A 20,402-nucleotide genomic window follows, 5' to 3' on the forward strand; every position below is an offset into this window, starting at 1 on the left:
GTGATTTATGGGATTACGCTGAATGGCTATGATTTTTACGCTCCTGCTAATGATAATCATAGTCGGTCAGTATAATCCCATAAATCACAGTTCAGACATTCTCTTCAATCCTTTCTTCCTGAGCCTCTCCGTCAGCCGGAAGCCGATCTCCGGGAACAGGTTGCCGAACTTTCCTAACCAGCCCCGGCTGTTGGGGATCAGGATTTCGACGCGCTTCCGGTCGAGTGCCTCGCGCAGTATGGTTCGCGAAACGTCGTCGACCGTCAGCGTCCGGTTGCCGGAGAACGTAAGGGCGGCTTCGGGATAATCGAGCTGAAGCGTGAGCATGTTGGTGTCGACCAGATCGGGGCACACCACCGACACGGCCACGCTTTGCGCACGAAGTTCGCCCGCTGCCGCCAGTGAGAACGCCCGCACGGCAAACTTCGTGGCCGAGTAAATACCCAGCCCCTGAATAGGCGCAATGCCCGCTAATGAGGCTATGTTGATGATGTGCCCCGCTCCCTGCTTCTTCATAACTTCGGCCAGATAACGTGTGCCCAGCATCACACCTTTGAGGTTTATGTCGACCATAAAATCAATGTCTTCGGGTCTAATGTCAGCCGCGTAGCCGGGACGAATTACGCCCGCTATGTTCATACCCACGTCGATACGGCCCCAGCGGGCAAGTGTGTCGCTGATTGCCCGCTGCCAGTCGGCTGGGGAGCGAACATCCAAGGGCAATAACAGCAAACGGTCGGTGGGCCACTTGTGGCTGATGGCTACCTGATGGAGTTGGCTAACAGCAACATCGGTAGCCGTAACGGCGTATCCCTGCTGTAGTAAGACACCTGTGATGTGGCGGCCAATGCCATTAGCGCAGCCGGTCAGTATGGCAATTTTCATGGAATCGACGTACATTCGTGGCTGAAAATAACCTAACTTTTTAACAAGATTGTGCAAGCATGTGGATTTGTGCGCTGATTTTCTCGGTTGGTAGTTTAGCAACATACATTTATAGCCTGAATCGAAAAATCAGAAACCATATACCTGCCAATTATCCTGACGCAGCCAACTGCCAGCAAAACAAACGAATTGTTGTGTGTGCGGGCGACAGCATCACGCATGGCATTGTCAGCTACAACTACGTCGACTGGCTGATGCAACAGCCGTCATTAGCTGGTTTTCAGTTCTTTAACGCAGGTATTAATTCTGACCTGACCTATACGTTGCTGAAACGGCTGGATGACATCATTGCCATGCAGCCCGATCATGTCACGGTGCTGATTGGCACCAATGACGTAAACGCGGTTGCATCGCCATCGGCACTGAAGCGGTACTACGCGAGCGGTAAAATCGATCCGGATGTGAAACCCGATCTGGCAGGTTTTCAGGATGCGTACCGGCAGATTGTTCAGCGGTTAAAAACAGAGACAATCGCTGAAATTGCCGTTGCCTCGGTGCCAATTTTAGGTGAGGATTTAACAAACAAACCGAATCAGTTGGCCGATAAATACAGCGAATTCGTGAAGCAACTGGCTGATGAAGAAGAAATTGAGTATTTGCCCATTCGTGAGCGGATGAAAGCCTGCTTAAGTGAGTCAAACGTGAGGCCCCGGCACCGGTACGAGCAAACTCCGCAGTTGATGATTAGCGGTATTATTCAGCACAATTTACTCAAAAAATCATGGGACTCTATTAGCCGGGCCAATGGCATGGCAATTAGCTACGATAACATTCATTTTAATTCAGTAGGGGCGAAACTAATCGGACAAACTGTTCAGGAGTTTCTGACCAGAAGCGCGATCATAAAATGAAAGACGTTTGTATCATTGGGGCCGGGTCGTCGGGAATTGCCGCTGCGAAAACGTTTCATCAGCAGGGAATAGCATTCGACTGTTTCGAGAAAGGCTCCGGCGTTGGCGGCAACTGGCGGTACAATAACGACAACGGCATGTCGTCGGCCTATCGGTCATTGCACATCAATACCAACCGGAACGTAATGGCGTATTCCGATTTCCCAATGCCGACGGAGTATCCCATGTTTCCGCATCATAGTCAGATTATTCAGTATTTCGATAGCTATGTCGATCACTTCGGCTTTCGGGATAAAATCACGTTCAACACTGCCGTAACGAACGTAAGCCGTAATGCAGATAGCAACGGCGGACCGGGAACGTATCATATCACAACCGACACCGGCCTCGAACGCGACTACAAGCACGTGGTTGTTGCCAACGGCCACCACTGGAACCCGCGTTACCCCGATCCGCCATTTCCGGGCACGTTTGCGGGCGAAACGCTCCACTCGCATTATTATAAAACGCCCGATCAGATTCAGGGTCGCAAGCTCCTTATCGTGGGCATTGGCAACTCGGCAGTCGACATTGCCTGCGAAGCGGCCCGGCAATACGGTGGTCATCCGGTTACGATTTCGACTCGGAGCGGGGCCTACATTGTGCCGAACTGGTTGATGAGCCTGCCGTTCGATTCGCTGGCGAACCCGTTTACGAGCCGGTTGCCACTGAGTGTGCAGCGGGCGTTGCTGGGTTTTTCGCTGTGGCTGGCACGCGGTCGGCAGGAAGATTACGGCGTACCCACTCCCAAACGCCCGATGCTGAGCGAACACCCGACCATTTCGCAGGATTTGCTGAATCTGGCGGGTCGGGGACTCGTTCGATTCAAACCAAACATCCGGGCGTTTGATGGGCATACCGTTGTGTTTGACGATGATAGTCGCGACGACTTCGATATGGTGATATACGCTACGGGCTATCGGGTCACGTTCCCGTTTTTCAAACAGGGCTTTTTCAACGTCGAACAGAGTAACGACCTCCAACTGTACCGGCGCGTAGTACATCCTGACTTTCCGGGATTATATTTTCTGGGCTTGGTGCAGCCGCTCGGAGCCATTATGCCATTGGCCGAAACGCAGTCGGTCTGGCTCGCGAAACTGATAAAGGGCGAGTGCCGTTTGCCCGACCGGGCCACGATGCAACAAGCAATCGGCGAAGAAGCCGGGCGCAACAAACGTCGGTATAAACAGTCGGCCCGGCACACGTTACAGGTCGATTTTCATCCCTACAAACAAAGTATCGAGCGCGAAATGCGAGCGATGAAAATATGACCTGTTGGTAAGTTGACAGAGTATTCGTTACTTTGACCATTAATGCCAGTCTAATAGCCAACTAAGTCCATGAACTTTAGCTTGTGCGCTTATGTTTGGCTGTAAATCAAGCGGGTAGTAGAGCTGTGATGAAGAGAAAATAACAACCGCTCAGTCTATTTTTTGGCGAAGATCAACGTCTGTTAGCATATTCACTACATGTACCACCCGTCTTAGACCGTAACAAATGATCTCTAAGAAAGCGAAGTATGCCATCAAAGCCCTGAAGGTTTTGACTGAAGAGTATGGGAAAGGTCCTATACTGATTTCTTACATTTCGGCGAAAGAAAATATCCCGAAGAAATTCCTGGAGGCTATTTTGCTGGAGCTTCGCAATCACGGTATTTTGCAAAGTCAGAAAGGAAAAGGGGGCGGCTACCTGTTGCGCGTCGATCCGGGGCGGGTCAATCTGGCGCAGGTATTGCGTGTTATCGACGGCCCTATTGCGCCTACACCCTGCGTATCATTCAATTTCTACGTCAAATGCGACGACTGCAATGATGAAGTGACCTGCGCGCTCAAGCCCATTATGGAACGCGTTCGCGATGCCAACCTCGGCGTCTATGAAAATACCACGCTGTTGGCCTTCCAGAATCCAGAATCTATTGTCACCAAAGAAATTCCCATTGGCCTCAAAGCCGAACTGAACGACGATTCGGTTCGGATGAGTGCTTAAGTTTGAGTTATAACGTTATACGGTTGTAGTGTTGTAAAGTTGGCTAACGCGTTCTTTTGGGCGAAGCTAACTTTACAACACTACAACCGTATAACGTTATAACAATTCTTCTGGTTGGTGCTCTTTTCGCAGCAGGTCGTTCACGGTTTTGACCGGGTTGAACGTAATCAGCGGCACCTCCACAAAAATAGTGTTCCAATCGGCCATAGCACCGTTCCAGAGGCCGGGCAACTCCTGTGCCTTGAGGTCTTTGCCATCTTTCGACTTGGCCGTGATAAACCCGGTTTGCATGTCGCGGAAGTCGGGCAGGTTGTATTTGCGGCCATGCTTGTCTCTCAGACTACACACCAGATCGACGGGGTTGAAGTGCGTGGCCGTATCGAAAATTTCTTTCTGTTGGGCATTGTTAAGGTCAATCTGTGCCGACTCAACCACCTGCAACGACACCGATCCGTCGGCGTTGCGTGCCCAGAACGGACCGCCACCCGGCTCGCCAACATTTTTCACCATACCGCATACCCGCACGGGCCGGTTCAGTTTTTTGCGGAAGTAGGCAAGCTTTTCAGCTTTCGACCATGTAGCAAATTCTTCGGGGGGCAACGTAAACAGCGTTCGTCGGAACAGTTCGTCGGCTTCGGCCAGATAGCCGTCGCTCACGTCGTCGGCATCAAGCAGGCTTTGAATGCGGGCTATCTGCTGTTGCGCGTCGAGCAGTACGGCGGCTATTACTTTTTTGTAGGTAATCGTAGTTTCTTTGATGGCATCGGGCACTACGTTATCGATATTCTTGATAAACACAATGTCGGCGTCGATATCATTAAGATTTTCGATAAGCGCACCGTGTCCTGCCGGGCGAAACAGCAACGACCCGTCGTGATTACGGAACGGATGATTGCTCATATCGACCGAAATCGTGTCGGTCGATTTCTTCTGTTCAGAAAAGCTGATGTCGAACATAACGCCGAGCCAGGCTTCATAATCGACTTTCTCCTGGGCAATGAGTTGCTCGAACCGTTCGCGGTGTTCGGGCGAAACGGTGAAGTGAATGCGCACCATACCGTTTGAGTTGGCATAAGCAGCCCCTTCTATTAGGTGTTCTTCGACGGGTGTGCGGGCACCGTCGTCGTAGCTATGAAATTTCAGCAGCCCTTTCGGCAGGCTACCATAATCCAGGCCATCGGCCATGAGCAGAAAATGCAGTACGGTTTGTCGTTCGGCGGTAGTCCAGTTGCCTTCGGCTACGGTTTCGTCCAGGTTGACGCCCTTTTTTACCAGCACTGCCTTCAGATCGTCATAAAAGGCAAAGTCTTTCAGCCGGGCAAAAAATTCATCTGTCGACTTATCCGACTTGCCATCAAGTGCCGAAAACAGCGACTTGAACATCCGTGTGGCGGCTCCCGATGCCGGTACAAACTTGACCAAATCGCGTTCTTGTGCGGCCTCATCGAAGCGGTGCAGATAGGCCGTTAGCTGCTCGTCGGGTACGCGAACGATGCCATCGCCCACGGTAGCGGCTTTGATGACATTCAGAAACGGAAAGCCGTTTACGAAATGCTGTATCTGTTCGTCGATTTGCGCCAGCGAAATCCCCTGCGCCTGAATCTGTTGTTGGTCTTTATCCGAAAAATGTGTCATATGGGCAACGAAATAAGTCAGTAGAAAACGGCAGGCAAATTGGCGGTTTCGACGATGTTACGCAAATGAAATTTATTCATGTGGTACACATCGTAATACATTTATGTTAGTAGCCGAATAATTAATTTAATAAAAAAATAAATACGCTAATTCAAACGAATGACAGATTTTGAGCATCCTTGCTTCTGTAAACCAGCAAACTATTTATGCAAATGAAACATCTGCTTAACATTCTTCTGGTTATCATGGCTTTAGCGAGTCTAACCGCCTGTGAGGACCACCGTGTGCCGCAATCACCACAAACGCCACAGGGCGTTCGTTACCGGATGGTAAAAAGTGAAATTTTTAACTTCCGGAGCCGCCACGTTAGAACGTTTAGTTACCGGCCCGATGGTAAGTTAGCAAGCTATACCATTGACCGGAACCAGACGAGTGGGCTGCCTGTGCAAACTGTAAATCTTAATTACAACGACGATGGACGCTTAATCAGCCTGCAATCTACCGGCCCAGCTACGTTTCCCTACGTTAAGTTTCGTCAGGAATATGGCTACGACGATAAAGGGATGGTTACAATTGTTAACATTCTTACTGACAGCGATGATTCAGGCAATTTCAAACCTGTTCAATCTTATCGATTCAGCTACGATGGGACAAATAAATTTCCGGTCAGCGTTTCCGTCTTTAACATCAACGATAATACGCTGACAAAAGACAGGGATATTTTTTATACCTATCAGAATGGGAACATAATTGAGCAAAAAAGCGGTAGTGATACTCCACAACAGTATTCCTACGACGATAAACCCAACCCATACAATCAATTAAGCATGATTGAGATTGGGCCGGAAGTTTTCAGCAAAAACAACGTTCAGATTTCTTTCCGCCCGGCAACGTACAACAGCGACGGGCTATTAATTGAGCGGAATAACAGTAGCGGGGCGACCTTCTATCAGGAGCGGATTGCCTACGAAACGTGGTGACACAAACGCTTACAATCAGCAAAGCCCGCCGAAACTACTCTTGGCGGGCTTTGTTGTGGTTAGAGACGTATACGTTTCAATCGTAAGCTGTTGGTCACTACCGATACCGAACTTAAGGCCATTGCGGCTCCGGCCAGCATGGGGTTGAGCAAAAAGCCGTTGATGGGATACAGCAGCCCCGCAGCAATCGGAATGCCGATAATGTTGTAGATAAATGCCCAGAACAGGTTCTGCCGAATAGCCTGTACTGTTTTCTTTGAGAGTTGCAGTGCTTTGGGTACGCTGTTGAGGTCGGAAGTAATGAGCGTCATCTTGGCTACGTCCATCGCAATGTCCGAACCTCGGCCCATAGCAATACTCACGTCGGCCAGAGCCAGTGCCTGCGAATCGTTGATGCCGTCGCCAATCATGGCGACTACCTTGCCGTTTGCCTGTAATTCCTGCACAAACGCGGCTTTATCGGCGGGGAGGGTCTCGGCCCGGAAGTCGCTTACGCCAACAGCTTTGGCAACGGCTTCGGCAGTTTGGCGGTTATCTCCCGTCAGCATGTACACGGCGATACCGCGTTTTTTGAGCGACAGAATAGCCTCGCGTGATGTTGGCTTCACCGGGTCGGCAATGGCGATTACGGCCAGAATCTGCTGCTCATCGGCAAAATATACCACTGTTTTAGCTTCATCCTGCCAGGTTTTCACCAGCCCGTTTACCTTAGTTAATTGGTCGGTCAGGCCCCACTCGGCCATCAGTCGGCGATTGCCTATCCCATATGTTTTTCCGTTGAAGCGACCAGACACGCCCCGCCCCGTCAGGCTCTCAAACTGGTCGAGCGTTGTGCCTGTTATGCCTTCCGTTTTCAACTGCGCTACCACCGCGCCAGCCAGCGGGTGTTCCGACTGACTCTCCAGCGTGTATAGCACCTGCCTCGCTTCTGTCGGGTTAGCCGATTCTGCTACCCAGTTCATGTCGGTCACGGTCGGTTTGCCCTCGGTAATGGTGCCGGTTTTATCCAGAATCACAGCATTGACCTTGTAGCCCAGTTCAAGGCTCTCGGCATCTTTAATGAGAATGTTATTGTCGGCCCCTTTGCCAATACCGACCATAATTGCCGTTGGCGTTGCCAGGCCCAGCGCACAGGGGCAGGCAATTACCAGCACCGTTACCGAAGTGAGCAGGGCGTGCGTAAACGCATTCTCTCCGCCGAAGATCATCCAGGCCGCAAACGTTAACAGGGCAATTCCGATGACGACCGGCACAAAGATGCCTGCAATCGTATCGACTAATTTCTGGACGGGAGCCTTGCTGCCCTGCGCTTCCTGCACCATGCGGATGATCTGGGCCAGGAGAGTATCGCCCCCAACCTTCCGGGCTGTGAAGCGGAAAGAACCGGTCTGATTAATCGTTCCGGCAAAAACCGATTCGCCAGCCCGTTTTTCAACCGGTATCGGTTCGCCCGAAATCATACTTTCGTCAACAAACGACGTCCCGGATTCCACAACGCCATCGACCGGAATTTTTTCGCCCGGACGAACCACGATCACCTGCCCAACCCGTACCTGTGCAATAGCGATTTCCTGTTCACCAGTGCCGTCGAACACCCGGACCGTTTTGGGTTGCAGGCCCATCAGTTTCTTCAGGGCCGACGACGTGTTCGATTTTGCCCGTTCTTCGAGTAACTTACCCAGCGAAATAAAAGCAATAACCACGGTTGCGGCCTCAAAATAGACGTGCGGGTGCAGCCCCCGGCTATGCCAGAAAGCGGGGTTCAGCGTGTTGAACGTACTGAACAGAAAGGCAATACCCGTGCTGAGAGCTACCAGCGTGTCCATGTTGGCTTTGCCATGCCGGGCCTGCTTCCAGGCGTTTACAAAATAGGAGCGGCCCAGCCAAAACACCACCGGGGCCGACAGCGTCATCATGATGTAGTTGACGTAAGGCACCGAGTTGTCGGAGCCATCCATGAAAAACATGCCTAAAATGACGACGGGTATCGACAGGATGCCCGCCCAAAGCGTGCGTTTCCTAAGCGACTGGTAGTATTGCTGCTGTGCTTCGGCCTGTACGGCCAGCGGGTCTTCTGCGTCGATTACCAAATCATACCCGATAGACCGAATAACGCCTTGCAGTCCTTCCTGATCGATGACCTTCGGGTCATACTGAACCGTGGCCGACTGATTGGCATAATTGACTGCTGCGTCGGCCACGCCGGGTGTATTTTTTAACATCGACTCGACGCTCACGGCGCAGGCTGCACAGGACATTTCCAGCACGGGAAACGACTGGCGGGTTAACCTGGAGTCAGAAGCCCGGCGGGGCTGCGTGGCTATGTTGGGCGAAGGTGTCGGTTGCATAACAGAATAGGCTATTTGATACTATAACACAAAGTTCGGTATGCTGCTGCCCATTCTCTTACAGAATCATTGTCTGGTTTTGCGGGATTTCAGGATGTCTTCGCGCAACGCTGCTATTGCCACTTCTTTTCAATGTCTTCGAGTGTTAACCCTTTCGTTTCAAACACGATAAACCGGGCGAAGAGCAAACCGAACAGCACAACGGCGGTGTAGATCATGAAAATACCGCCGTTGCTGCCGAGCGACGTAGCGGCCATAATCGGGAAAGAAAAGCTGACCCAGAAATCGAAAAACCAGTGGTACGAACTGCCCATACTGGTCGCAAATCCGCGAATGCGAAGCGGATACACCTCCGAAATGAGCAGCCAGCCCAGCGGCCCCAGACTGATGGCAAAGAAGAAAATATAGACGTACACCCCGCCAATTGCCAGTATCCGAAGCAAATCCGGGCTGATAGACTCGCGGAAGAAAAACGCAGCCGCAATGGTTGAGAGCGACAGAGCCGTGCCAATCAGGCCGGTATACAGAATGGGTTTGCGGCCCCACTGATCTAAAAATCGAACGGCCACCAGCGTACTGAGCGTATTGACGACACCAACCCCAACCGTAGCCATAATAGACGTAGTGCTGGAGCCAAAACCCGCCATCTCGAAAATACGTGTCGAATAATAAATAACGGCATTAATGCCCGAAAACTGCTGGATAAAGAAAATGCCGATGCCAATCAACAGCGGTATGCGCAGCTTGGCCGAAAACAGTTCGCGCCAGTCGCCCTGCCGGTTTCTCTCGTCCCGAACGGCAGCCTGAATCTGCGTCATTTCCCGGTCAACGGCATCGGCTTCGTGAATGCGGGCCAGCACCTGCCGGGCCTGCTCATCGCGGCCTTTGCTCAGGAGCCATCGCGGGCTTTCGGGTACGAAAAACATACCGCCCAGCAACACAGCCGCCGGAATGAAGCCAGCCCAGAACATCAGCCGCCAGCCCTCGATCTGCTCAGCAAAGGCGAAGCCAACCAGATAAGATGCTAAAATACCGATGGTGATAGCCAACTGGAAAAACGTAACTAACCGCCCCCGAATGTGGCTGGGTGCGATTTCGGCCAGGTAAAGTGGAACAGAAAACGACACGATACCAATTGCCAGCCCCAGTAGCAATCGCCCGGCAATGAGCACATTAGCCGAAGGAGCCACAGCCGCCACAATCGATCCCAGCACAAATATCAGGGCGGCCAGAATGTTGATGCGTTTGCGGCCCAGCGTATCGGCCAGCCGCCCGCTCAGCAGCGATCCGGCCATGCCACCAGCCAGCACAGCACTAACGATCCAGCCTTCGGCGGTGGCACTCAGTTGAAATTCCTGACGGAGCGAAGGCAACGCAACGTTGATAACGCCCGTGTCGAAGCCAAAGAGTAGCCCGCCCGTTGCTGCAATAGCGGCAATGGTGTAGATCAATAATACCTTGTTGTTCATAGATTAGGTTCAGGAAACGGATGAGCAACAAATATAAGAGTTGAATGATAGAATGATTGGATGATTGAATGAGTTGGGTGCATCCATTCAATCATCCAATCATTCTATCATTCAATTGTAAAACTGTCGGCGTCTAAATGGGCGGGAAATCGGTCGCGGAAGGCGCGGAGGGCATCGAGCGAGAGCGTTTGCTGATGCGTTAGTTCGGTGTCGCTATGCTGGAATAGCACGTCGCCCTTAAAATCAATGATAGAAGAATCGCCAGCGTAGAGGTGTCCGTTGCCGTCGGTGCCAACGCGGTTTACGCCAGCTACGTAGCTCAGATTTTCAATGGCCCTCGCCTGCAACAGCGTGTTCCAGGCATTTCGGCGTGGCGCGGGCCAGTTGGCAACGTACAGCAGCAGGTCGTATTCTACCGGGTTGTTGCGGCTCCAGACCGGAAAGCGGAGGTCGTAGCAGATGAGTGGACAGATGCGCCACCCTTTCCATTCCTTTACGAGTCGGCGCGTTCCGGCGGTGTATATCCTGTCTTCGCCCGCCATGCGAAACAGGTGCCGTTTGTCGTAGGTGTCGAACTGACCATCGGGCTGCATCCACACGAGCCGATTATAAAATGCACTGCCTTCGCGCACTACATAACTCCCTGTTATGACGGCTCCTGTTTGTGCAGCCATTTGCTTCAACCACCGAAACGTAGTCAGATTCATTGGCTCGGCCACGGCGCGGGCGTCCATGGTGAAGCCCGTTGTAAACATTTCGGGCAGCACAATCAGGTCCGTGGATTCGGGCAGGCTAAAAACGCGCTCCTCCAGCATGGCCCGATTTGCTACAGGGTCGTGCCAATACAGGTCGGTTTGGAGGAGGGAAACGTTCATTTCGGAAACTTCATCTTATACTCAGCGTCGGTTTTACCTTTGGTGATATCGGTAAGTTTGCGCTTGATAAGTTGTCGTTTCAGCGGGGTCAGATAATCGGTAAAAAGTTTGCCTTCGAGGTGGTCGTACTCGTGCTGAATAATGCGGGCGGCCATGCCGTCATATTCTTCTTCGTGTTCGTTCCAGTCAATATCGAAATACCGAATCACCACGATTTCGGGCCGCACCACTTCACCCCGAATGCCAGGAATGCTTAGGCAACCTTCTTCAAAGCCCCAGTCGTCGCCCGCTTCTTCAACGATTTCGGGATTAATAAACACTTTCTTAAACCCGACTACGCTGGTGTCGATGTCTTCTTCTTTCTCGTCGTCGTTGAGCGACTGTCCGTCAACCACAAAGATGCGCAGGCTCTGCCCAATTTGCGGAGCCGCCAATCCTACGCCCGAAGCCGCATACATGGTTTCGAACATATTCTCACTCAACGTTTTTACGTCGACGCTGCCGGGTTCAATGTCTTTAGCTCGCTTCCGCAAAAGCGGATCACCATAAGCTGTAATAGGGAGGATCATTTTCTGCTTTCCATATACGACTGCAAGATGATGGCGGCACTGACTTTGTCGATGTTGCCTTTCTCACGTCGGTCTTTTTTACTGCTTCCGCCCGCAATCATAGCTTGCAAAGCCATGCTCGATGTAAAGCGTTCGTCATGCCAATAAACCGGAATATCGGGCAAAGCGTTCTGCAAATGCATTACAAACGTGCGAACGCGGGCCGCATTCTCACTGTCGGTGCCATCTAATCGTTTTGGTAAACCAACGATAAAGGCTTCGACCGGCTCCTGAACTACATAGTTTTTCAGGTACTTGAGCAATTCATGTGAAGCTACCGTTTCCAATGCCGTTGCAATCAATTGTAGCGGATCGGTCACGGCAATACCAGTCCGTTTTTGCCCATAATCGATTGCCAATAGTCGCGCCATGCGGCAAAGATACGAATTGTAGAGACGCAAGATTTTGCGTCTCCTTCCCGCCCCGCGTCTCCTTCCCGCCCCGCGTCTCCTTCCCGCCCCGCGTCTCCTTCCCGCCCCGCGTCTCCTTCCCGCCCCGCGCGTTCGTCAATAAAACCATCCGGTGCCTGAGACGCAAAATCTTGCGTCTCTACATGGATTGCCAACGAATTACCTGTTCGGGGGTATCTAAATCGATGTTGCCCTGTGGAAACAGGACATCGGCGCAGTCGGGCAGGTGTTGCTGAATGAGTTTACGCGCGCCTACATCGCCGTTTAACTGCATGAACTCGGCTTTGTAACGAATATTGAACAGAGCCGGAACGCCGAGATGAGCTGATTCACCATAGCGGCTTGCTACAATGCCACGCCCGGTTTTTAGCTGTGTGTCAATTAGTTGTCGCAGCAATTCGGGCGATACAAACGGCTGATCGGTAAGCAACACCAGAAAAGCATCGGTAGTTGGCGGAAGCGCATGCAGACCCGCCCGCAACGACGACGCCAACCCATCGGCCCAGGCATCGTTCTGCACAAACTGTATCGGCAGACTGTCAAGTTCAGCCCGGATTCGGTCGGCATTGGCTCCCAACACGACTAATACCGGCCCGGTCTGTAGCCCCAACGCCACATCGGCCATGCGCCGAACCAGCGTTTGCCCATCCTGAACCAATAGTTGTTTCGGCTGACCGAGACGAGTAGAACCGCCAGCGGCTAATAGTATCGTAGCGATTACCATATTTTTTCTAAACGCAGCGATGCCGAGGACAGGCAGAGACAGCCTCTAACTCTTTGCCTGTCCTCGGCATCGCTGCGTTTAAGTAAGTTTTTCCAGATCGAACGGCAGTCGTCGGATGCGCTTACCTGTGGCGGCAAACACGGCATTGGCGAGGGCAGGGGCGAGGGGCGGCAAACCCGGTTCGCCCGCACCTTTGATAGTGGGTCCACCTTCGGCCAGAATATGCACCTCTATCGTCGGCATCTCATCGATTCGCAACATCCGGTTCGTATCGAAATTGCCCTGTACGGCTTTGCCATTCTCAAACGTGATACCATCTTTAAGGGCCGCCGTCAGAGCCATCGCAATTGCGCCTTCCATCTGCGTCCGCACATTGTCGGGGTTTACGACCGTGCCCATGTCGGCCACGCAGTAAACCTTCTCAATCTTCACCGACCCGTTGGCCCGTTTCGATACCTCGACTACCTGCCCGGCCAGCCCGGCGAAAAATTCATATTGCGCTACACCCCGGCCCCAGCCCTGTGGCAGCGGCTTGTCCCAGTTTGACACCTCGCGGAGTTTGGTCAGCACGCGTTTCGTGTCCGACTCTTTGGTGAGCATTGCCAGCCGGAATGTCATTGGGTCCTGCCCGGCTTTGTGGGCCATTTCATCGAGAAAACATTCGTGCGAAAACGCCAGCGTCGTACTTGTTACGGCCCGCCAGTAGGTGAGCGGGAACGGAAAGTCGGCGAAAACGTAGCGCGTATTCAGGTTCGGAATTTCGTACTTCTGCTCACCCGTGCCTTCCAGCATAGTACCGTCGGGCTTGGTTCGGTCATACTTTTCCTCCATCGTTGCATCGATAGAGGGCGAAATGACTTTGTGTTGAAACGCAACGACTTTACCATCAGTCGATAACGCCCCGCGCATGGCCGAGAAGGTCATTGGTCGGAATGGCCCCAGCCGGGTATCATCTTCACGCGTCCAGATTACTTTTACGGGTTTTCCTACGGCTTTGGCAATAAGCGCAGCCTCGGTCGCGAAATCCTGCGTGAGCCGCCGACCAAAGCCGCCCCCGCTAAACAGAATATTGGCCGTAACATTGTCTTCAGGAATGCCCAGCACTTTTGCCAGTTCGTCTTTTACCAAATCCGGCCCCTGCGACGATACCCAGACTTCAACCTTGTCGGGTGCATTCCAGCGGGCAGTAGCGTTCATCGGCTCCATTGGCGAGTGGCTCACGATGGGCGTTTCGTAGAGCGCTTCGAGTTTTGTGGGCGAATCGGCAAAGGTTTTATCGAAGTCGCCTGCGTTATGACCCACCACGCCGTCGGTAGCGGCCAGTACGCGCAGGCTGTTTTCGTAATCCGTCGAATTGAACGTGTCGATGCCCAGCGTGTTCCATTCGATTTGCAATGCTTTGCGCCCCTGCAAGGCGGCCCAATATGAATCGGCCACGACGGCTACGCCGTCGTATCGGTTTTTGCCCATCACGCGTTCCACCTTCACCACGTCGCGAACGCCTTTTATAGCCTTCGCTTTGCTGGCGTCGAATTTCACCAAACCGCCACCCAGCGCGGGGCATCGCTCAACCGACGCGTAGAGCATACCCGGAACCTTTGCGTCGATACCGAACTGCGCCCGGCCCGAAACTTTCAGCGGCACGTCGGGGCGGGGCATCGACTTATTCAGGATGCGGAAGTTGGCCGGGTTAGTAAGGGGCGGGTCTTTCGGAACCGGTAATTTGGCGGCTGGCTCGGCCAGTTCGCCGTAGGTCATTTTGCGGCCCGTGGGTTTATGCACGATGGTCGCATTTTCGGCGATGCACTCGGTTAGCGGCACACGCCACTGCTGGCTTGCAGCCTGCCGAAGCATCTCCCGCGCCGACGCGCCTACTTTCCGTAATTCCTGGTATTTGCCCCGAACCGAGTAGCTGCCGCCCGCTGTTTGGTTCCCGAAGGCTTTTTCGCCCCCCGTTTGCCGAATCGTCACCTGATCGAGCGTCACGCCCAGTTCTTCGGCCACCAGCGCGGGCAATGACTGATACGACCCCTGCCCAATTTCAGGGATTGGGTTCAGAATCGTGATTTTACCCGACTTTTCGATCACCACATAGGGCGTCACGTCAAACGTAACTGGCCCGGTGGCCAGGTTATGTACTATACCGGCGTTGGCTTTTGAAAAGCCCAGCATAAAAGCGGCACCAGTTAGCCCGGCGGCTTTCAGGAAATCTCGTCGGGCCAACGGCTGGCGACTGTTGGACGGTGTTGGTTTCGCGCTCATCGTTTGCCAAGTTTAGGGTTCGATTTTGGCATTTTGGGTGTCGTGGCGGTCATCTCGGCTGATGCCGTATGAATAGCGGCCCGAATGCGCTGGTAGGTACCACACCGGCAAATGTTGCCCTGCATAGCCGTATCGATGTCGGCATCGGTTGGTTTCGGATTTTGCTTCAGCAACGCCACCGCGCTCATAATCTGCCCCGACTGGCAGTAGCCGCATTGCGGCACCTGATGCTGTATCCAGGCTTTTTGAACCGGGTGGTCGGCGTTTTTAGCGATGCCTTCGATGGTCGTGATCTTCTGCCCGGCTACCGCCGATACAGGAATGCTGCACGAACGCGTTGGCTGGCCGTCGAGGTGAACCGTACAGGCTCCGCATTGGGCGATGCCGCAGCCAAACTTGGTGCCGGTCAGCCCTACCACGTCACGGATGGCCCAGAGCAACGGCATATCAGGGTCAATGTCGAGGGTACGTGGCTGGTTGTTGATGGTTAGTTTTATGGTTGCCATGCTGGTAGCGTGCTATTACTCCGAAAGTTACGTTATTTGTCCGGCCCAAACTTCAGTCAGGCCGAGAAACTTGTTTCTCTGTCAGCTACCACGTTCAGGCATCGGGCGAGATTAAAATGGGCGCAACTTGCAGGCTGTCAAAATAGTGGACATCGAAAGGCTCCGTCCGTGCCCCTTCAGCACTGGCCCGGTGGTGAAATCGTGGCTGGAAGAGTGCGGGTATTGATGAATTTGCTGTTATGAACACCGACCAGATTCCTTATTTCGCAACAATCAACCACTTTCTGACGGCTATCCAGGCCAGTCATCGGACAGCCAACGACGCGCTGTTTTGCCTGCGTGTAGAAGATACGTTTCCGCATACGGTCGATGTAATGCCGCCGTTTAGAAAAGGATTTTATTTTATTTCATTCATTACCGACACCGGCGATACACAGATTGGCTACGACGATAGGCAGGTTAGCAACCTGCAAACGTATCTGGTTTTTCAATCGCCGGGGCATTTGTTTAGCTGGCACCGCGACCGCACTGTTCGGGGCTATCTGATTTACTTTACCAAAGAAGCGTTCCAGTTTTTCCGGCCTGACTTTGACGACGAGTTCCCGTTTTTCAACGTTCTGCACACAAATTTCTTTAATCTCCAGCAAGACCATTTCGCCCGTTTCGCCCCTCTGCTCGATGAGGTGTTTGCGGCTTATCGGCGTTGGCCCTTGCCTACCGATCCGCCTATCGCGGCTTTAAAACTGCTGGCCGTTTTGTATGAGTGTCGGGCATTTGTGGCCGACCTGAACCGCTACGAACAGCGGTTTAGCACACCCGAACAACGAACGCTGAAACGCTTTCGCGAACTGGTCGGCAATTTTTACCTTGACAAACGGACGGTTGAAGACTACGCCGATTTGCTCAATATAACGCCACAGTACTTATCAGGATTGGTTAAAACGGCGACTGGTCAACGTCCGTTGCATATTATTAGCCAGAAATTGGTCGATGAGGCCAAAATCCTTCTTCGGTACACCGCAAACGATATATCGGAAGTGGCCTACCAGCTAAACTTCAGTGACCCGGCCAACTTCGGGCGTTTTTTCAAAAAACATACGCAGAAAACTCCTCTCGAATACCGCCGGGAAACCGCACTGCAAAATTGACCAGCACCTTCCCACTTTTGACCACAGCCGCCCCGCTCGCCACCGCTATGTTTGTTGTGTCGTTTCAAACACATAAATACAGCTATGACAATCGCTATTTTATGTACGGGCATGGTCGGACAAACGTTCGCCAACACACTGGTTGCCAAAGGGCATACCATTTTTATGGGCACCCGCCACGTGGCCGACACGCTCAAAAAGCCGGGCAATCCGGCTATGAACCTGCCACCCTTCGCCGATTGGGTGGCCGCCCATCCAACTGTACAACTCACGTCTTTTGCCGAAGCTGCCGCAGCCGCCGACCTGCTCATTAACGTAACTGCCGGAACCGCGTCGGTTGCTGCGCTGGAGACGATCAGCGAACAGAATCTGGCCGGGAAAATACTTATCGACGTTGCCAACCCGCTCGATTTCTCGAAAGGAATGCCGCCAACCCTCAGTATCGTAAACAACGATTCGCTGGGCGAAACCATCCAACGCCAGTTTCCTGATCTGAAAGTGGTGAAAACGCTGAACACCATGAACTGTTTTGTGATGGTGAACCCGGCGTTGATTTCGGGGCCTCATAACGTGTTCGTAAGCGGCAACGACGCAGCCGCCAAACAAATGGTGAGCATGTTTCTGACCGAACAGTTTGGCTGGACACCCGCCAGTATCATCGACCTTGGCGACATCACAACGGCCCGTGGCACCGAACAACTGCTGCCTATCTGGATTCGGCTGTGGGGCGCGCTGCAAACGCCCATGTTCAATTTTGCCATCACGCGGGCATGAAAACGATACTAATTACGGGCGCAACGGAGGGTGTGGGCAAGGCAACGGCCCACGCTCTGGCCGGGCAGGGACACCGGCTGATTCTGCACGGGCGCAATGCTGGTAAACTGAAGGCTACGCTGGCCGAACTTAAAGCCGCTACCGGCAACCCCAACCTGACGACCCTCGTTGCCGATTTGTCGTCGTTGAATGCCGTGCGACAACTGGCCGACACGATTCGGCGCGACTACAACCAGATAGATGTGCTTATCAACAACGCCGGGGCCATGTTCAGCCAGCGGACTGTTAGTTCCGACGGATTCGAGATGATGATTGCCGTGAACTATTTCGCGACGGTTGTGCTGACGGAGAACCTGCTGCCGTTGTTGAAAGCCACGCCTGGCAGTCGGATTGTCATACTGTCGTCGGTAGGCTATAAACAGGCAAAGCCCAACTTCGACGATTTTTTTGCCGAGCGTAATTACGCCATGCAGCGCGATTATTTCAACAGTAAACTTTACTGCCTGTATTACGCACTTGATTTGGCCGAACGATTGCGAAACAGTGGGGTTACGGTCAATGCTGTGCATCCAGGCGGGGTTAGAACGCAATTAGCCCGCGATTTCAAAGGGCCAATGAAATGGTTGTTTTCGGCGATGATGCCCCTATTTTTCGTCAGCCCTGAACAAGGTGCCGAGACTTCGGTATACGTGGCTACGGCTCCAGAGTTAAACACAGTAACGGGCCGCTATTTCACCAAACGAAGCGAAGAAACGCTGAAACCAATAGGTACGAACGCGGCTTATCGCCAGAAGCTTTGGGCCTTAACAGAGCAATACATCGGCCAGTTTCTGGTCGGAGCGCAGGAGATATAGCATGTGTGCCCTAACACAAAGCCCCGCCTGACTGTTGTTCCTGTACGTATTACACGCAACGTTTATGGAAACACAGCGAGAGCTTGGATTAGGAGTTATTGGTATGGGCGGCTTTGGGCTGTTTGCCGTGCAGCAGTTTTTGCAACATCCACATACAAAATTGGTCGCCATTGCTGGTTCGAGCCGCGAGGAAGCTCACCGCACCGCCCGCCGGTTTGGGGCCGAGATGCTGGGCAGCCTTGACGAATTGGTGAACCACTCCGATGTCGATCTGGTGTACATTGCCACACCCCCATTTATGCATTACGAGCAGGCTATGCTGGCACTCAACGCCGGGAAGCATGTCATCTGCGAAAAGCCGCTGGCAATGAACCCCGAACAGGGTCGCGAGATGGTTGAAACGGCCCGACAGAAGGGACTGCTGATGGTTACGAACCTCATGCAGCGATACAACCCGATGGTTGCCCGTATCAAACACCTCATCGACAAAAACCTGCTCGGCGAGTTTCTACACGGTTATTTTGAAAATTATGCGGGCGATGAAGGTCTTAGTCCGGAGCATTGGTTCTGGGACCGTAGCAAATCGGGTGGCATTTTTATTGAACACGGCGTTCACTTTTTTGATCTCTTCGCGGGTTGGCTGGGCAATGGCCGCGTGGTAGCCGCGCAGGTTATCAAACGTCCTGACACCAACGACATCGAAGATCAGGTACAGGCTACGGTTGAGTACGGCGACGACGAAACCGGTAGAAAACTCGTTAATTTCTACCACGGTTTTACCCAAACCGGGCGTATGGACCGGCAGGAAATGCGGCTCGTGTTTGAGCGGGGCGATGTAACGCTCTACGAATGGGTACCCACACGGATGGTGCTGCGCTGCGTGGCCGACGAAGAAACTACCCGCGCTCTGACAACGCTATTTCCCGGTGTTCAACTGAACGTTACGGCCAATATTCCCGGCAAAGACAATCCGTTGCGGGGGCGGCATAAGGCATTCAACGCCTATCAGCAGATCGAACTGCGGTTTGGTTTCGAGCAGGAGAAACAGCATTTGTATAGCGAACTGCTCCGGCTTATGTTCCGCGATCAGGTCAGCAGCATCGGTTATCCTGATACGCACCGGATTATCACTGAAGAAAACGGCTTATCTTCGCTCGAAACAGCCGCCGACGCCGACCGGCTGGCGCGTTTACGCTGATTATGACTACTGCGCTGCTCATTATTGATACACAATTTGACTTTTGCCATCCCGACGGTGCGCTGTTTGTGCCCGGCGCCGACCACGACGTAGCGCGTATGGCCGCGCTGATTCGGCAGAATACAGCGCGTATCGATCATATTGTTGTTACGCTCGATACGCACCACCTCATCGACATTGCCCATCCACTATTCTGGCACGACGCAGCGGGGCAGCATCCTGCCCCGTTTACGCGCATTTCAGCCGCCGACGTAGATGCCGGGCAGTGGGTGCCGCTGTTTGCAGCCGACCGCGCCCGGCAGTATGTCCGTGAATTGGAAGCCGACGGGCAGTTCGACCATTTTATATGGCCCGAACACTGCCTTGTTGGGTCGCGTGGGGCGGCTTTGCACGACACCCTGCTCAATGCGCTCAACGACTGGACTCGCCAGCGCAGCCGCGATTACGTGGCCGTCCAGAAAGGCTTGCATCCGTTGTCTGAACATTTCGGCATTTTCCGGGCGCAGGTGCCAGACCCAACCATTCCTGAAACACATCTGAACACCGCCCTGATTGCCGATTTGGAACGATTCGACCGGGTATTGCTGATGGGCGAAGCCAAATCGCACTGCGTTGCCAACAGTCTGAAACAAATACTCGATTTCGCACCGGGTTTAGTGTCGAAAGTGATTGCCATTACCGATTGTATGTCCGACGTGGCGGGGCTGGGCCACCTCGCCGATTCTATTTATGCCGAAGCCCGCGAACGGGGCGTTCGATTCATGATGTCGGCAGAGGTGTAACCACAGAA

At 53.0% G+C, this 20,402-nt stretch carries 19 protein-coding genes; 9 read left to right on the plus strand and 10 right to left on the minus strand.

Features of this window, described 5'->3' with window-relative positions; all coding sequences use genetic code 11:
- Positions 1-84 precede the first annotated feature (84 nt).
- Positions 85-885 (minus strand): SDR family oxidoreductase, encoded by an 801-nt coding sequence (locus AWR27_RS20955; protein ID WP_077134120.1) that lies wholly within the window; start codon positions 883-885, stop codon positions 85-87.
- Positions 886-944: 59 nt separating this feature from the next.
- Here AWR27_RS20955 and AWR27_RS20960 point away from each other — a divergent pair, with 59 nt between their 5' ends.
- From AWR27_RS20960 to AWR27_RS20970, 3 genes are all read left to right on the plus strand, one after another.
- Positions 945-1,796: an SGNH/GDSL hydrolase family protein gene (locus tag AWR27_RS20960; RefSeq protein ID WP_077132991.1), complete on the plus strand. Its 852-nt coding sequence runs from the start codon at positions 945-947 to the stop codon at positions 1,794-1,796.
- A complete protein-coding gene (locus AWR27_RS20965) occupies positions 1,793-3,106 on the plus strand; it encodes a flavin-containing monooxygenase (protein ID WP_077132992.1) in 1,314 nt (437 codons plus the stop codon). Before AWR27_RS20960 ends, AWR27_RS20965 begins: the two co-directional genes overlap by 4 nt.
- 226 nt (positions 3,107-3,332) lie before the next feature.
- Positions 3,333-3,821: an RrF2 family transcriptional regulator gene (locus AWR27_RS20970; RefSeq protein ID WP_077132993.1), complete on the plus strand. Its 489-nt coding sequence runs from the start codon at positions 3,333-3,335 to the stop codon at positions 3,819-3,821.
- A 96-nt stretch (positions 3,822-3,917) separates the two neighbouring features.
- Here the strand turns inward: AWR27_RS20970 and AWR27_RS20975 are convergent, their stop codons facing one another.
- The gene (locus tag AWR27_RS20975) at positions 3,918-5,456 is read right to left on the minus strand and encodes a DUF4301 family protein (protein WP_077132994.1); all 1,539 of its coding nucleotides are present in this window, start codon (positions 5,454-5,456) and stop codon (positions 3,918-3,920) included.
- A 212-nt stretch (positions 5,457-5,668) separates the two neighbouring features.
- Here AWR27_RS20975 and AWR27_RS20980 point away from each other — a divergent pair, with 212 nt between their 5' ends.
- Entirely contained in the window at positions 5,669-6,436 is a 768-nt protein-coding gene (locus AWR27_RS20980; protein ID WP_077132995.1) for a hypothetical protein, read from the plus strand.
- A 59-nt stretch (positions 6,437-6,495) separates the two neighbouring features.
- Here the strand turns inward: AWR27_RS20980 and AWR27_RS20985 are convergent, their stop codons facing one another.
- The 8 genes from AWR27_RS20985 to AWR27_RS21020 all read right to left on the minus strand — a co-directional run bounded on the left by AWR27_RS20985 (position 6,496) and on the right by AWR27_RS21020 (position 15,638).
- Positions 6,496-8,784 (minus strand): heavy metal translocating P-type ATPase, encoded by a 2,289-nt coding sequence (locus tag AWR27_RS20985; protein ID WP_077132996.1) that lies wholly within the window; start codon positions 8,782-8,784, stop codon positions 6,496-6,498.
- Between the two features lie 113 nt (positions 8,785-8,897).
- Positions 8,898-10,253 (minus strand): sugar porter family MFS transporter, encoded by a 1,356-nt coding sequence (locus tag AWR27_RS20990; protein ID WP_077132997.1) that lies wholly within the window; start codon positions 10,251-10,253, stop codon positions 8,898-8,900.
- 107 nt (positions 10,254-10,360) lie between these two features.
- Complete coding sequence (locus AWR27_RS20995; protein WP_077132998.1) at positions 10,361-11,128, minus strand: amidohydrolase; 768 nt, start codon at positions 11,126-11,128, stop codon at positions 10,361-10,363.
- Entirely contained in the window at positions 11,125-11,697 is a 573-nt protein-coding gene (gene def / locus AWR27_RS21000; RefSeq protein WP_077132999.1) for a peptide deformylase, read from the minus strand. Before def ends, AWR27_RS20995 begins: the two co-directional genes overlap by 4 nt.
- Positions 11,694-12,107: a Holliday junction resolvase RuvX gene (ruvX, locus tag AWR27_RS21005; RefSeq protein ID WP_077133000.1), complete on the minus strand. Its 414-nt coding sequence runs from the start codon at positions 12,105-12,107 to the stop codon at positions 11,694-11,696. The genes def and ruvX overlap by 4 nt, the downstream gene beginning before the upstream one ends.
- Positions 12,108-12,285: 178 nt before the next feature.
- Positions 12,286-12,870, minus strand: coding sequence for a nucleotidyltransferase family protein (locus AWR27_RS21010; RefSeq protein ID WP_077133001.1), 585 nt, complete (start codon positions 12,868-12,870; stop codon positions 12,286-12,288).
- A 78-nt stretch (positions 12,871-12,948) separates the two neighbouring features.
- On the minus strand, positions 12,949-15,132 hold the full coding sequence (locus AWR27_RS21015; protein ID WP_077133002.1) for a xanthine dehydrogenase family protein molybdopterin-binding subunit: 2,184 nt from the start codon (positions 15,130-15,132) through the stop codon (positions 12,949-12,951).
- Positions 15,129-15,638 carry a (2Fe-2S)-binding protein gene (locus AWR27_RS21020; protein WP_077133003.1) on the minus strand — a complete coding sequence of 170 codons (510 nt, stop codon included), beginning with the start codon at positions 15,636-15,638 and terminating at the stop codon, positions 15,129-15,131. The genes AWR27_RS21015 and AWR27_RS21020 overlap by 4 nt, the downstream gene beginning before the upstream one ends.
- Before the next feature lie 239 nt (positions 15,639-15,877).
- On the opposite strand from AWR27_RS21020, the gene AWR27_RS21025 reads away from it, so the two are divergent.
- The 5 genes from AWR27_RS21025 (at position 15,878) to AWR27_RS21045 (ending at position 20,394) form a co-directional block, all read left to right on the plus strand.
- Positions 15,878-16,786 carry a helix-turn-helix domain-containing protein gene (locus AWR27_RS21025; protein ID WP_077133004.1) on the plus strand — a complete coding sequence of 303 codons (909 nt, stop codon included), beginning with the start codon at positions 15,878-15,880 and terminating at the stop codon, positions 16,784-16,786.
- Positions 16,787-16,870: 84 nt separating this feature from the next.
- Positions 16,871-17,560 (plus strand): NADPH-dependent F420 reductase, encoded by a 690-nt coding sequence (locus AWR27_RS21030; RefSeq protein WP_077133005.1) that lies wholly within the window; start codon positions 16,871-16,873, stop codon positions 17,558-17,560.
- A complete protein-coding gene (locus AWR27_RS21035) occupies positions 17,557-18,414 on the plus strand; it encodes an SDR family oxidoreductase (protein WP_077133006.1) in 858 nt (285 codons plus the stop codon). The genes AWR27_RS21030 and AWR27_RS21035 overlap by 4 nt, the downstream gene beginning before the upstream one ends.
- A gap of 64 nt (positions 18,415-18,478) precedes the next feature.
- Positions 18,479-19,612, plus strand: coding sequence for a Gfo/Idh/MocA family protein (locus AWR27_RS21040; RefSeq protein WP_077133007.1), 1,134 nt, complete (start codon positions 18,479-18,481; stop codon positions 19,610-19,612).
- 2 nt (positions 19,613-19,614) lie between these two features.
- Positions 19,615-20,394: a cysteine hydrolase family protein gene (locus AWR27_RS21045; RefSeq protein WP_077133008.1), complete on the plus strand. Its 780-nt coding sequence runs from the start codon at positions 19,615-19,617 to the stop codon at positions 20,392-20,394.
- Positions 20,395-20,402 lie beyond the last annotated feature (8 nt).

Origin of the sequence: Spirosoma montaniterrae (genome assembly GCF_001988955.1) — a bacterium.
In the GTDB taxonomy this organism is placed as follows: domain Bacteria; phylum Bacteroidota; class Bacteroidia; order Cytophagales; family Spirosomataceae; genus Spirosoma; species Spirosoma montaniterrae.

Excerpts from the sequence above, each read along its gene's own strand:
- AWR27_RS20985 (WP_077132996.1), bottom strand. The coding sequence starts at position 8,784 with ATGCAACCGACACCTTCGCCCAACATAGCCACGCAGCCCCGCCGGGCT.
- AWR27_RS20975 (WP_077132994.1), bottom strand. The coding sequence starts at position 5,456 with ATGACACATTTTTCGGATAAAGACCAACAACAGATTCAGGCGCAGGGG.
- ruvX (WP_077133000.1), bottom strand. The coding sequence starts at position 12,107 with ATGGCGCGACTATTGGCAATCGATTATGGGCAAAAACGGACTGGTATT.
- AWR27_RS20990 (WP_077132997.1), bottom strand. The coding sequence starts at position 10,253 with ATGAACAACAAGGTATTATTGATCTACACCATTGCCGCTATTGCAGCA.
- AWR27_RS21015 (WP_077133002.1), bottom strand. The coding sequence starts at position 15,132 with ATGAGCGCGAAACCAACACCGTCCAACAGTCGCCAGCCGTTGGCCCGA.
- AWR27_RS21040 (WP_077133007.1), top strand. The coding sequence starts at position 18,479 with ATGGAAACACAGCGAGAGCTTGGATTAGGAGTTATTGGTATGGGCGGC.
- AWR27_RS20995 (WP_077132998.1), bottom strand. The coding sequence starts at position 11,128 with ATGAACGTTTCCCTCCTCCAAACCGACCTGTATTGGCACGACCCTGTA.
- def (WP_077132999.1), bottom strand. The coding sequence starts at position 11,697 with ATGATCCTCCCTATTACAGCTTATGGTGATCCGCTTTTGCGGAAGCGA.
- AWR27_RS20965 (WP_077132992.1), top strand. The coding sequence starts at position 1,793 with ATGAAAGACGTTTGTATCATTGGGGCCGGGTCGTCGGGAATTGCCGCT.
- AWR27_RS21010 (WP_077133001.1), bottom strand. The coding sequence starts at position 12,870 with ATGGTAATCGCTACGATACTATTAGCCGCTGGCGGTTCTACTCGTCTC.
- AWR27_RS20970 (WP_077132993.1), top strand. The coding sequence starts at position 3,333 with ATGATCTCTAAGAAAGCGAAGTATGCCATCAAAGCCCTGAAGGTTTTG.
- AWR27_RS21020 (WP_077133003.1), bottom strand. The coding sequence starts at position 15,638 with ATGGCAACCATAAAACTAACCATCAACAACCAGCCACGTACCCTCGAC.
- AWR27_RS20980 (WP_077132995.1), top strand. The coding sequence starts at position 5,669 with ATGAAACATCTGCTTAACATTCTTCTGGTTATCATGGCTTTAGCGAGT.
- AWR27_RS21025 (WP_077133004.1), top strand. The coding sequence starts at position 15,878 with ATGAACACCGACCAGATTCCTTATTTCGCAACAATCAACCACTTTCTG.
- AWR27_RS21035 (WP_077133006.1), top strand. The coding sequence starts at position 17,557 with ATGAAAACGATACTAATTACGGGCGCAACGGAGGGTGTGGGCAAGGCA.
- AWR27_RS21030 (WP_077133005.1), top strand. The coding sequence starts at position 16,871 with ATGACAATCGCTATTTTATGTACGGGCATGGTCGGACAAACGTTCGCC.
- AWR27_RS20960 (WP_077132991.1), top strand. The coding sequence starts at position 945 with ATGTGGATTTGTGCGCTGATTTTCTCGGTTGGTAGTTTAGCAACATAC.
- AWR27_RS20955 (WP_077134120.1), bottom strand. The coding sequence starts at position 885 with ATGAAAATTGCCATACTGACCGGCTGCGCTAATGGCATTGGCCGCCAC.
- AWR27_RS21045 (WP_077133008.1), top strand. The coding sequence starts at position 19,615 with ATGACTACTGCGCTGCTCATTATTGATACACAATTTGACTTTTGCCAT.